Genomic DNA, 12,970 nt, shown 5'->3' on the forward strand with positions numbered 1-12,970 from the left:
TCAGAGGAACGTCACGGTGAGAGTGAAGGCCGTACTGATCGCGCCCTTGGTGACCAGCCCGCCCGCGAGCTTGTAGTACTGCGCGCACAACGGCACGTTGTGGGTGGCGGTGGCGAAAGTGCGGTTCAAGGTCTTGCCCGGCGTGACGGTTGCGCCGGTGGCGCAGTTGGTCTCCTTCAACAGTAGGCCGGTATACGGCGCCGGGTTGGTCGCTGCCTTGTTCTTGAACGCGTCGGCCTGGCCATCAGCTGCATCGGCGGCCGCACCAAAGGTGATCGTGGCACCGGTCACGCCGCTGCAGCCGGTCAGCGCAAGATTGAACGTATCAAAGCTGGGTGTCGCACCGCCGGCGGTGGCCGCGACATTGGGAAAGTCGCTGGCCGAGGCGGTGGGCATGGTGCGGTTGACTGCGCCAATGGCGCAGGTGCCGGCCTCGATCTGGCCAGTCAATGCGAAGTTGGCGGTGGCGCGACTCTGTGCAGCCGCCGGAAAGGCGGTGAGCGCCAGGGCGATGAGCGCGGTGCCCGCCCGGGCCGCGTATGCGAAGGTGGTGGTCATGGATATCCTGTCGAAGTAATAAGAGGAACGGTGAGATCAGCCGCGGAGGCGGCCTGCTCGATGAGGGGTGTTACGGGTGGTGCTGGTGCAGCAGGGGGCTGGTGGTCATCACCGGCCGTGGTCGCGCTGTCCTGGCAGACCGATTCGGCCCAGCGCTGGCCGCGCTCCCTGCGCACCTCGGCCTGGCTGAACTGCATCGCACAGTGCACCGTGGTGCCGGTGCCCACGGTCAGCCAACCGTTGATCGGCGCATGCAGGTGGACAATGCCGCCCTGCCCCACCACGCCGACCACGGCGCCTTCGCTGTCGTACACCTGGCTGCCGAAGTGGGTCAGCGCGCTGCCGTCGGGGTGGGTCACGTAGGCGAACGCGGCGTGCCGCTGCTGCGTTTCGAACGAGAGCGCCACCGCTGCGCCCGCCGTGGGGGCCACCCGGCGGCTGTTCTGCAGCAGCGTCAGGTCCAGTGACAGGCCGTCCGAGGCGATGGTCACCTCGTTCCAGCGGTACGGGCTCAGGCCGGGCAACAGGGCGTAGCCGTTGCGGCCCACTTTGGCGCCGTTGATGCCGACGCGGGCCCCCTTGCCACCGTCCACGCGAACAATGCCGAACGTGTTGCCCAGCGATGGCCCCAGATTGAGGCCGCCCGGATGCCATACCACCGCACCGGACGCACCGGCGGTGATCCGCTGATCGTGCTCGCTGTACATGTAGCCGGCACTGACGCGCGCCAGCGGTGTCTGCAGCTGCGCGCTGAGATTGGCGCTCTTGCTGCCATCGGGCGAGCGCGACAGGCCCGCGCCGTAGTCAACCGGCAGCGAGCCGGGGGCCCGGCCACTGACATTGACATACTGGCTGGTGCCTCCCTGCTGCTGCGCCAGCGACAGGCTGACCGAGGCCGGGCGCTCGGCGCCCCCCAGCGGCACCTCGAACTGTGCCTGGAACTGGTCATCACGGCGGCCGGTGCTCGAGCGCACGCGCATCGCACTCAGGCTCCAGCTGACACGCCGCCAACGGCTCTGCAGGCCGATCTGGTAGTCGGTCTGTGCCTGGCCTGCTCCCCAGTAGCTGACATGGCTGGCACGCACGAAGGCAGACGAGCGCGTGCCCAGTTGCTGCGAGAAATCCAGCTGGATGCGGCGCTTGGCGCGCTGCAGGATGGCTTGGCCGGACGCGTCGCCCGGCTTGGCGCGCCACTGCATCGCCTCTTCCAGGGTGACGAAGTCGCCACTGCTGTAGCGATAGGTGGCCAAGCCGATGTTGGTGCCGGTACTGGCCATGTGCCGCTGGTAGTTGACGCGCACACTGTTGCCCCGGCGCACGCCATGGCCATTGAGCGTTACCTGCGAGTGCGTCAGGTCTGCGCCGAACGCGCCAATGGACGTGTTGATTGCCGCGCCAGCCAGTGCGGCGTGGTAGCCCTGCGTGGCCTGCGTACCGGCGAGCAGGGTGAGCCAGTTGTTCATGCCCCTGCCCCAGGTGCCCTGGAAGAACACCGGGTCGGACAGCCCATCGTGCTCACCGGAGGTGCGTCGACGCCCTCCCGCCAGGCTGTAGCGCCAGGCACCTTGCCGCAGTGCCTGCGGCACCGCGGCGAAGTTCACCGAGAAGCGCTGCTCGCTGCCATCGGCCTCGGTGACCACCACGTCAAGATCGCCGCCGTAATTGGAGGGGTACAGGTCATCGATCAGGAACGGCCCGGCTGCCACCCGGATCTCATGGATCACATAACCACTCTGGCGCACGGTGACGGTAGCCGCCGAGCGGGCCATGCCGCGGATCAGGGGCGCATAACCGCGCAGGGCATCGGGCAGCATCTGCTCATCGCTGGACAGCTGCGCCCCGGTGAAGGCGATGCTGTCGAACAGTTCGCCGGTGGTCATGGATTGCCCCACCAGCAACTGGCTGCGCCAGCGCACCACATCCCGCTGCAGATACGTGTGCCCGGCCTGGTAGCCGCTGTCGCCCTCGTGCCGCCGCCATGTGCCCCGATGGCGCAGCCGCCACGGCCCGTGGTTGAAGCCGAAGGACAGGCCTGCGTACGCTGCCACACCGCTGTCATTGCGCTGCGCGTTGAAGTCGTAATCCAGCATGCCGACGGTGACACCAGGGTCCCACTGCCCCGGGTTGACCGTGCCACGCGCCTGGGTCTCCAACGCCTGCTGCGGTACGCTCAGGTTCAAGCGCAGCGCGTGGGTATCGAAATGCGCCTGGGCGTGTTCAACACGGCCGACCAGCGGCACGCAACCGCGCACGTCCTGCTGCAGGTGCTCGGCTTTGACGCCGCCGTCTTCCAGCAGCGTGCGCGGCAGGCAGGCCTCGGCACGCAGAGGATCGGCGCCGGGATGGAACGTGATGCCGTGACGGCCGAGGAAGCTGTCATTGAGGTGGACGTCCAGATCGTATTCGCCCGCTTCAACCGGATTACCGTGGCGGAAGCGCTCCAGATCGGCATCGCTGGCGCCGTCCATGAGGAAATCGGCATTGAATGCCAGCTCCACCGGCGCCCCATTGCCACTGGCCATGGCCAGGCCATGCCAGCAGCCGGCCAGCGCCGCCGCCAATGTGCTGACACGCGCGCCTCCCCGACGCTGCCGATGCGGCGCGCGATGGGAAAGCGATGGGCTCATGCGTATCGGCACGGGGTGTTGCCCGCTCAAAGCGGGACCAGGTCAGCGGAAGTGCGGCGAGAGTGGCAGCGGCCTGCGGGCAGGTACATGCAACGACTTGCAAAAACAGCGGCGCCACTGCAATTGTTCAGCCTGGCGCCAGTTCCATTCAGTCAGCGATCTGTTGGATGCGCGCGCAGTAAATCGAAAAGCTCTCTGTCATTTGCAGCGCCTAACTTACGCATCCCCGTGCGCTTCTGCCGACTCACCGTGCTGACGGTTTTGGCCTGACATCCGGCGATCTCACTGACCGAGTTGCCCTTGGCGATCAGCGCCAATACCTGCCGCTCGCATCGCGACAACGCCGACAAAGGGGGTTGCCGCGGTGCGTCCTGTTCCAGGGTGCGTTCCGCCCAGCCGTCATGCACATAGCGGCGCCCGGCAATGACGGATGTCATTGCGTCCAGATAAACCGCCAGCGGCGCGCGGCGCTGCACGATGGCCGATGCCCCGGCGTCCAGCAGGTTCGCCAACCCGTCGGCGTGGGCGCTGTCGGTCAACACCATGACCGCTGCGCTGGTCTGCCCACGCACGGCACCGATCATCTCCACTGCCTCCGCACCCTGACGGATGCAGGCAGGCAGATCGAGGATCACCAACTCGGGCGCATCCTCCCCGGCCCGCTCGCGGAATGCCGACCAACTGCCGGCATCGTCAACCACCCGGCACCCCGGCACGCTGCCCAGCAGGCAACAAAGGGAAAACACTGTGAGCGGGTGGTCACTGATGACCACAATGCGTGTTGCCATGGAGTGTCCATTCCCTCTGGGCGCTGACGCCAGCCCCGTCCTTCGATCACCATGACGAATCGGGAACCGCATCGCCATGCAAGCACTATGAAAATCGGGTTCATATGAACGCCGGGAGGCGACGGGTATGGCTTTGTGACGCGGCCTGCGGAGACGCCATGCTGGGTGGATCTTTCGTACTTGTTGCATACCCCGCCGTGCGATGCCGGCGTATCTGTGGGGGATATTTTTGTCGGATGACTGGTGCATGGACCCGCGTGCTTCCTCCCCTTTCCGCACCACCGGCCGGCGACAAAGCCCGTGGCGCGTGGCATGGCTCACGGCCACCTTCGCTACCGCCGGCAGCCTGCTCTGGCTGGTCCTGTCCTCCCCGACGGCACAGCGCACGCCCTTCAGCCTGGCCATCGGCCCGCAGATGGCCAGCCAGCACGGCCTGGCCGGGGATGCCGCGCAAGGCGGGCCCGGTGCCTATCTGGAGGCAGTCGAGGCGCTGTCCGGGCTCACGCTGAAGCTGGTCACCGCGCCCTCCATCGAGCGTGCAGTCCTGCTGCTGCACAACGGGCAGGTGGACGGAATGGCCTTCTCCCTGCCCTCCACCGCCAAGATGCTGCCCGACACCGCCGCGGTCTCGCCGTCCTTCTACAGCGGCGCCACGGTCATGGTGACGCGCCCGACAGCGGCCTTTCGCGCGCTGTCGGCGATGAGCGGGATGCGCGTGGGCGTGATCGGCCATGGGGAGTATCGCGGCTATCTGGCTGAGCACTTCCCCGGTATCGACGTGTATCCCCTGCCCAGCGTCGATGCGATGCTCGAGGCGGTGGACAGCGGTGGCATCGACGCCGCGCTCGGTGTGGATGCCGTGCTGGCGCCGCTGGCGCGCAAGCGCTTCGGCGAGCGGCTGGAGGTGCATCTGGTTTCGGATGGCCCACCGGTGGAGATGCGGGTGGCCTCGCTGCCGCAGCGCGCCGGCGAGATTGCCATGGCGCACCAGACCTTCCTCTCGCTGCCATTGGATACCCGCCAGGACATCCTGGAGCGCTGGTTGAACACGCTGTACCGCTCTCCACCCACACTGCGGGCGGTGCTGTCCCACTACCGCGTGCCTATCACACTGCTCGGCCTGTTCCTGCTGGCGTTCCTGCTGGCCGTCGCCCAGTCGCAGCGCAATGCGCGCTCACTGGCCTCACGCCAGGCCAGTGCAGCGCGCATCCTGACCCTGGTCAATCATGAAGTCCGCAACGGCGCGGCCTCGGTCATTTCAGCCATCGATCTGCTGGAGGCCGAGGCGGACCCGGACGAACGCAACCGGCTGTTCCAATCGGCCCGGTCGGCTGCCGATGCGCTCAAGCACACCCTGACCAACGCGTTGGAGTTCATGTTCCGTGATGCGCCCGAGCATGCCGATGCCGCTTTCCTGCACAACGCCCACGGCATCGTGGCCGAATGCCTCTCGGCGATGCGGCCGCTGGCCCGCTGCAAGGGGCTTCACCTGGTGCTGCAGATGGACGGTGAGGCTACGCCGCAGGCGCGTTGCGATGCGCGCGCCCTGCACCATATCGCCAGCAACCTGATCTCCAACGCCATCAAGTTCAGTGACCACGGCGAGGTGACGATCGGGCTCTGCTTCTTGCCTGGCGTCGGGCACACCGGAACGGTCGTGCTTCGCGTGACCGATGTCGGCCCCGGGATTCCAGCCCACGACATGGCACGCATCTTCGAGCCTTTCAGCGCCACCCGCACCGGCCAGCTCAAACACGGCGCCGGCATCGGGCTTTCCCTGTGCCGCCGTATCGCGCGCGCGCGCGGCGGGGACGTGACCGTCTCCAGCCGGCCAGGATCGGGGGCGACCTTCGTGGCCACGCTACGCGGGCAACTCGGCGATACCGCCCCGGAGATGACCTCGCCCCTCCTCCGGGCCTCTGCACCCCAAGTGGCCTGCGCACTGGTGATCGAGGATCAACCCGCGATCGCCAACATCATGGTCCGCCGGCTGCGCGGGCTGGGGTTCGAGACGGTCGTCGCCAGCTCCGGTGCCGCGGCGATCCGCCTCATGAATCAAGAGGGGCCGTTTAGCATCATCACCGTGGATGGCGACCTGATGGACTCCGATGGCAGCGATATCGCCCAGGAGATCCGCGCGATCGAACGCCGCCACGATTGGCCGCCCGCAAGGCTGCTGTCTGTCTCCGCCGCCACCGACGTGATGGACCGCGCGGCCTACCGCCGCGCCGGGGTCGATGTCTATCTTGGCAAGCCCATCGACTGGGTCGCCTTCGATGCCGCCAGCGGCGCACCGGTGCGTGATGCGAAGGCGCCCGTCGTGCCCGTACAGCAAGGCGTGAGCGTGATGGAAATCTACCATCACCAGATGCAGCTCGACCGGACCGGGCTGGAGGTTTCGATCCGTGTGCAGAACTGGCGCGGTGCGCTGGCCATGGCGCACCGCATGCAGGGCGCGGCCTCGCTGGTGGGCGACGTGGACACCGTGCCCACCCTGTGCGAACTACAGCGCTGCCTGAAAGCGCATGCCATCAACGGCGACCCCGCCGATGCGCAGGTCTGGGCACTGGTGGCCAGTCTCAGCCCGGCCCCGGCCCCGGCCGACGGTGTGGACGGCGTGCCCCGGAGCAGCAACTGAAGCACGGTCACGAAACGGTGCTCGCGCTCAAAGGCCTCGGTCATCTCGGCATGGATATCCACGATCTCCCACAGCGCGGTGCTGTAGTGATTGACGTCGGCGAAGCCGCCGCCCTCGCCTTGCAGCGCGAGCAGTGATTCGTTCTTCAACGCGTCGAGGGCCAGCACGGGCGTGAGCCACCGCGCGGCTGATGTGCGTTTGGGTTTGGCCATGAGAAACCTCCACTAACGAAAAGGCGCGGCCCGCCAGAAGCGGACCGCGCCGGGTCACCGGCCCGCACGGGCCGCCCGGTCATCCCGACCCGGACCGCCCATTGGAGCCGCAGCAATGCGACGCGTCGCTTACCAGCCGATACCCACGCCCACGCCAACGGTCTTCTCACCGCTGTTGGTGAAGGCGCCATTGAGGCTGAAGGTGGCCGAACCACGCTCGTTCATCACCCGCTGGTAGCCCACCGCCAGTGCCGATTCGCCATCGGAATGGCCCACACCCGCGCCGAGGCGGTTGTAGGTATTCAGGCCGGCGGTGTTCATCGCCATCGCACTCTGTGCACTGCTCATCGCCGCCATCCGGTTGAAGCGCCTGTCCATGCCATCCAGGCGCTTGTTCAAGCCCTCCACCGCCAGATCGGTGTACTCGTTGGACTGCGTGAGTACGTCATTGAGCTGGCGGACATTGACCGCATCGGTATCGGCCGTGCCCTTGGCCACGTGGCGGACGCTGCGCTCCTTGCCTTCGCTGCCCACGGCCACGGCGTTGTCCCCCTCGGCCTTGACCACCGGCTCGGGCGCATCGACCTTGGCAACCGGGGTGTCCACCGGGGTGTCCACCGGCGTACCCATCCGGGCCATCATCGCGACCGGCTCACTGCCGCGGCCTTCCAGCGTATCGATCTGGCCCTGCAGGTTCTTCTGCACCTCATACAGCTGCCCGCCGTTGACCGCATCGCGGCTGCCGGAGGCGATCAGACCGTTGGCCACATTGCCCAGCACCATGCCGTGGGCCCCGCCCAGGTTCAGGCGGCCGGGGCCGTCGGTGCGGGTGCTGGCCTCTTCCTGGAACAGGCGGTTGACTTGACTACCCAAGGCATCCACATCGGACTTGGTGGTCACAACGGCGGAGTCCAGTGCAAGCAATGCCGTACCGACGTTGTCGTAGGTGCCACCGCTCAGGACATACTCGGGGGCCGTGATCGCTCCGGTGGCGTCAACGCTGGCGCCGCCGCCGAGACCATCCAGCGCACCGTTGAGCTGGGCGACGGTTGTCGCGTTATCGTCGGCGGTACCAGCGCCGAGGTTGACGATCCGGCGCTTGAGATTGGAGTTGCCGATTGACAGGCTATTGGATTCGGTCGCAATGGACGCATAACCGAGCGCCACACTACTTTGAGCCCCAACTCGGACTTCACTTGCGGTCCCCAATGCGACACCATTTTGTACGGCAACCTGAGAAAGAGTACCCAGCGCGAAGCCGCCAGCAGATCCAGCATGTACGTGTGCAGCACGCCCGAGCGCAACTGAATTGTCACCAGCGGCTTTTGCAAAGCTCCCCAAAGCGGTTGCGCCCTCGCCATCAACCGCTGCCTCGGTTCCAGTGCCGATTGCAACACCGCCCCAACCAGCGCGGGCCGCTTCGCTGTATTCGTCTGAACCCACCGCTACGTAGCGTTGCTGGTCCTCAAGATAACCAACACGTGCATTGGTGGCAAACAACTGCCCCCCGTTCACCGCTTCCCTGCTGTCGGCCCGGCTGATGTCCCCCGCCGCCAGGCCGCTGATCCGGGCGTTACCCAGATCCACCACGGTGCGCTCTTTGTTGAACATCACCGCGTAGTCCAGATTTGCCGTCGCTGCATCAAGGTCGGTGCGCAGCGTGGCGATGCTGCTGCGGTTATCGCCGATAAGCCGGGTGTTGCCGGCCACCACCTCCTGCTGGTTCTTGACCACTTCGTTGGTGGCGAACAGCTGGCCACCGGTCACAGCGTCCGTGCTGGTGGCGCTCAGTGCACCATCGGTTACACCTGACAGCGTGCGGGTCAGGTTGCCCTGGTTACGCACATCCAGCGTACGGCCGGTGTTCTGCGCGCCCAAGCGCACATTGCCCGTGCCCGAGACCTGGCTGACCAGGCTGTTGGCCAGGTCCGCACCGGTCTGCGCCTTGTTGGCCGCCGTGGCAGCCGCGGTGGCGGTGGTCTGCGCCGCAACGGCCTTGTTGTCGGCGGCGGTCACCTTGCCGTCTGTGGCGTGTAGCTGCTTGCCGGTCACCGCTTCCGTGCTGGTGGCGCTCAGCGCACCGTCGCTCACGCCCGTCAGCGTGCGGCTCTGATTATCCTTGTTCCGTACATCCAGGCGTACGCCTTCGTTACCGATACCTACGCGCACCGTACCGGTAGACGATGCCTCGGTAATAAGGCTCTGGACCTTGGCCGCGTTGGTGGAGATGGTCTGATTGGTCGCGTTCAACTGCTTGCCGGTCACAGCGTCCGTGCTGGTGGCGCTAAGCGCACCATCGGTCACACCGGACACCGTGCGGGTCAGGTCGCCCTGGTTACGCACATCCAGCGTACGGCCGGTGTTCTGCGCGCCCAAGCGCACATTGCCCGTGCCCGAGACCTGGCTGACCAGGCTGTTGGCCAGGTCCGCACCGGTCTGCGCCTTGCTGGCCGCCGTGGCCGCAGCGGTGGCGGTGGTTTGCGCTGCAACGGCCTTGTTGTCCGCGGCGGTCACCTTGCCGTCGGTGGCGTGCAGCTGCTTGCCGGTCACCGCTTCCGTGCTGGTAGCGCTCAGCGCACCGTCAGTTACACCCGACACCGTGCGGGTCAGGCCGCCCTGGTTACGCACATCCAGCGTACGGCCGGTGTTCTGCGCACCCAAGCGGACATTGCCCGTAGCCGAGGCCTGGCTGACAAGGCTGTTGGCCAGGTCCGCACCGGTCTGCGCCTTGCTGGCAGCCGTGGCCGCGGCGGTCGCCGTGGTCTGCGCCGCGGTGGCCTTGTTGTCGGCAGCGGTCACGTTGGTGTTGGTGGTATGCAGCTGTTTGCCTGTGACCGCCTCAGTGCTGGTACCGCTGAGCGCGCCATCGGCGACGCCACTCAGTTTGCGGCCCGCTTCATTCTTGTTGCGCACATCGATGATCGTGCCGGTGTTCTCGGCACCGATGCGAACATTGGCGTTGGCTGCTGTCTGGCGGATCAATCCACCAACGGCACCGACCTGGGTCAGCGCGGTGGCTGCGTCGGCTTTCGCCGTGTTGGCCGTGTTGGTGGCCGCGGTCACGTTGGTGTTGGTGGCACTGAGCTGATTGCCGGTGACCGCCTCACTACTGCCGGCCGCCACCAGGCCGTCGCCCACGTTGACGATCTTGCGCTTCAGAGTCGCGTTGCCAACGGAGATCGCATTGGCCACGGTGGCTACCGATTCAGTACCCAACGCAACGGCCTTGCTCGCGTTCTCGTCCACCTTCGCACCGCGGCCCAACGCCATGCCCGCTGCGGAGGTGGCAGCAACCGATGCACGGTCGCCGAACGCCAGCGAGTGTTGCGCCGCAGCGCTGGAGACAGAGCCGATGGCTACCGCGCTTGAGCCACTGGCCGCGGCCTGATAGCCGACCGCAGTGGCGTAGCTATTGGTCGAAGAGGCCTGTGCTCCCATGGCCATTGCATTGGCCTGTGAGGCACTGGCTGCCTGTCCCAGTGCCACGGCGCCGGAGGTCATGGCCTTGGTGCCCGCGCCGAGAGCAACCGCCGAGGAGCCAGCACCTTCAGCGCCGGTGCCCAGTGCAGTGGCATTGGCCCCGGAGGCCTTTGCGTGGATGCCTACGCCAGTGGCATTGGTACCCGTGGCGACAGCGTCCTTGCCCAAGGCAGTCTGCGCGCTGGTCAGCTTGGCAACGGCGTTGTTGGCCGTGGTGCTTGCCGTCGTGGCGGTGGTCTGCGCTGCGGTGGCCTTGTTGTCGGCGGCGGCAACCCTGCCGTCTGTGGCGTGCAGCTGCTTGCCGGTCACCGCCTCGGTGCTGGCTGCACTGAGCACGCCATCGGCCACATTGACGATCTTGCGTTGCTGGCTCGCGCTACCAACCGACACCGTGTTGGCTACCGTAGCAACGGAACCGTGACCCAATGCGATCGCGCTGGCACCGCTTGCCTTGGCATTATGGCCCAGCGCCACGGTGTAGTCAGCGCTGCCGGTGGCGGACCGGCCAATGGCTGTCACGCCAGCCCCGGACGCCAGCGCTTCATACCCGATCGCGGTGGATGTGTTGCCGGTGACCCTGGCGCGGTGCCCAATGGCAACGGCGTATTGGTGATCGGCGTGTGATTCAGTGCCGATTGCCACCGACGAGGCATCGCCGCTGGCCTTGGCATCCGTACCGAGTGCAATGGCGTTCAGACGCCCGCTGGCAGCGCTACGTGTGCCGATGGCCGTGCCGCGGGTGCCGGTCGCGGCGGCGCCCTCGCCCAGCTCGACTCTCGTGCTGGCCAGCTTTGCCAAGGCTGTATTGGCGGTGGTGGTGGCCAGGTCCGCACCGGTCTGCGCCTTGTTGGCGGCCGTGGCCGCAGCGGTGGCGGTGGTCTGCGCCGCAACGGCCTTGTTGTCGACGGCGGTAACCTTGCCGTCGGTGGCGTGCAGCTGCTTGCCGGTCACGGCATCCGTGCTGGTGGCACTGAGCGCGCCGTCGGCCACATTGACGATCTTGCGCTTCAGCGTCGCGTTGCCGACCGACACTGTGTTGGCCGCCGTAGCGCTCGAGGTACTCCCCAAAGCCACCGAATTTGTCGCCGCGGCTGCGACCTCGGCGCGGTTGCCGAGGCTGACGGCACTGCTGGCTGCCCCTTTGGCGAGGGTGCCGATGGCCACGCTGTTCGCGCCTGTGGCGGTCGCCGAGTAACCCATGGCGTTGCTGTACGTGCCGGATGCTACAGCTTTATTACCAATCGCCACGTCGGCAGTGCCCGTGGCGGAGGCCGAGTAGCCAACCGCCAACGCAAAGTGGGACGCCCGCGCCTTCGCACCCAACGCAGTGGCCCCTATACCATCGGCATTGGCACCGAAACCAAAGGCACTGCCATCGGGCCCGCTCACCACCACCTGGTTCCCGTATGCCGTCGAATAGCCGCCGCTCACCGCGGAGCGCGAGCCGAGCACGATGGAATGATCGCCGCTCAGCGTCGCGTTTTTGTAGGAAGAATCGGAGGTGAGCGCAGTCTGATTGTGGACACTGAGAATGCCCGCGACGGCTCGTGGTGCGATGCCCTGCGCTGCGAACGGCGACATCACGGCTTCCGGCACCACGGTGAACCGCAGCTGCTCTTCGGCATCGTCCGCAGCAACATCGTTCGCAGCCATGACCGGAAGCGAAAGCACCAGCGCAACGGCGGCGGTTGCCACGGCGCGTGCGCCACTGGCGCGCTTGCCGCGGCCCTTGGTGTGCTCGCTGGCGACCATCCAGCAGCCAAGGGCGGTGTTCCAGATGAGGCGGTAAATGTGGTTCACGCTGAAGTACTCCATGGGTCAAAAAAAGAAAAAGGCAAAGCGTTGCCGTCCACGGCGGTGCCGCGGTAGCAGAAGGGAAGCGAGCAGATACCCGGCCGCGCCGTTTGCGGCGGCGATCGGAATACAGCGCGGCCGTCTTAGGGCGTGAGCACCTGGTGGTGGTCCCGATACCCCTGGTAGCTCAGGCGATAGGACACGGTGATCTGCGAGGTGCCAGCGGGATCGAACGGCAGCGCCATGCGCGCACCCGGATACACGCTGCGTTCCACGGCGTGCTCGGTGCATTGCGTCGCGGCCGTACACGCCCGGATGCTGGTCACGCCCAGGCGGACGTTGCCGACGTTGTGCAGTTCGCCCCCATCAATACGCATATCCGGTACGGGCTGGGCCGGGATGACGTGGACCAGTGCGCCCCAGACCAGGCTGACGCCGACGTTGGCGACCGGGTTGTCCGGCTCTTGCTCGGCACTCTCTTCGCGCGGCGGCGGGACACCCTCGAAATACACCCGGTACGGCGTTTCCTGCTGGACCGATGCCAACGGAATGACCCGGACCAGCCGGTTGCCGCCCCCGGCGAGCACGAACTTGCCGGGGGTGACCGCCACGCCATCGCGGTGGCCGGGTGCAAGTTCGACCTCGGTTTCTTCTTCGGTGCCCGGATGCTCGAGGCGCAGCACCCGGGTCTGCACGTACTGGGTGCGGCTGGTCTGCGAATGCGCCCGGATCTGCCCGGTATGGCCATCGTGCACCGGCAGGCGCATGGGGTGCACGCTCAGGTTGGCATTTGCGGGCGCGGCCAATGCGGCCGCCGCCAGGAAAAGGAGGGCCTGCAGGCGAGCGATGGGGCTGTTCATTACGGTGTCTCGT

6 protein-coding genes are annotated in these 12,970 nt (G+C 66.7%); 1 reads left to right on the plus strand and 5 read right to left on the minus strand.

The features are described 5' to 3' along the window. The 3 genes from ACWV8V_RS06345 to ACWV8V_RS06355 all read right to left on the minus strand — a co-directional run bounded on the left by ACWV8V_RS06345 (position 1) and on the right by ACWV8V_RS06355 (position 3,973). Positions 1–558: a fimbrial protein gene (locus ACWV8V_RS06345; protein ID WP_121036918.1), complete on the minus strand. Its 558-nt coding sequence runs from the start codon at positions 556–558 to the stop codon at positions 1–3. After that, positions 555–3,185, minus strand: a complete 2,631-nt coding sequence (locus tag ACWV8V_RS06350) for a fimbria/pilus outer membrane usher protein (RefSeq protein ID WP_455899249.1) — start codon at positions 3,183–3,185, stop codon at positions 555–557. Before ACWV8V_RS06350 ends, ACWV8V_RS06345 begins: the two co-directional genes overlap by 4 nt. A 152-nt stretch (positions 3,186–3,337) precedes the next feature. After that, the gene (locus tag ACWV8V_RS06355; protein ID WP_259259940.1) at positions 3,338–3,973 is read right to left on the minus strand and encodes a LuxR C-terminal-related transcriptional regulator; all 636 of its coding nucleotides are present in this window, start codon (positions 3,971–3,973) and stop codon (positions 3,338–3,340) included. A 247-nt stretch (positions 3,974–4,220) separates the two neighbouring features. Between ACWV8V_RS06355 and ACWV8V_RS06360 the strand changes: the two genes are divergently transcribed. Next, complete coding sequence (locus ACWV8V_RS06360) at positions 4,221–6,611, plus strand: ATP-binding protein (RefSeq protein ID WP_455899250.1); 2,391 nt, start codon at positions 4,221–4,223, stop codon at positions 6,609–6,611. Between the two features lie 341 nt (positions 6,612–6,952). Here the strand turns inward: ACWV8V_RS06360 and ACWV8V_RS06365 are convergent, their stop codons facing one another. Then, a complete protein-coding gene (locus ACWV8V_RS06365; RefSeq protein ID WP_455899251.1) occupies positions 6,953–12,103 on the minus strand; it encodes an ESPR-type extended signal peptide-containing protein in 5,151 nt (1,716 codons plus the stop codon). 137 nt (positions 12,104–12,240) lie between these two features. Then, positions 12,241–12,957 (minus strand): pilus assembly protein, encoded by a 717-nt coding sequence (locus ACWV8V_RS06370; RefSeq protein WP_259259935.1) that lies wholly within the window; start codon positions 12,955–12,957, stop codon positions 12,241–12,243. Positions 12,958–12,970: the final 13 nt, after the last annotated feature.

Source organism: Stenotrophomonas sp. Ker107b, assembly GCF_053847245.1.

What these genes read in the sequence shown, in the direction of transcription:
- ACWV8V_RS06350 (WP_455899249.1), bottom strand. Translation starts at nt 3,185, where the DNA reads ATGAGCCCATCGCTTTCCCATCGCGCGCCGCATCGGCAGCGTCGGGGA.
- ACWV8V_RS06360 (WP_455899250.1), top strand. Translation starts at nt 4,221, where the DNA reads ATGGACCCGCGTGCTTCCTCCCCTTTCCGCACCACCGGCCGGCGACAA.
- ACWV8V_RS06370 (WP_259259935.1), bottom strand. Translation starts at nt 12,957, where the DNA reads ATGAACAGCCCCATCGCTCGCCTGCAGGCCCTCCTTTTCCTGGCGGCG.
- ACWV8V_RS06355 (WP_259259940.1), bottom strand. Translation starts at nt 3,973, where the DNA reads ATGGCAACACGCATTGTGGTCATCAGTGACCACCCGCTCACAGTGTTT.
- ACWV8V_RS06345 (WP_121036918.1), bottom strand. Translation starts at nt 558, where the DNA reads ATGACCACCACCTTCGCATACGCGGCCCGGGCGGGCACCGCGCTCATC.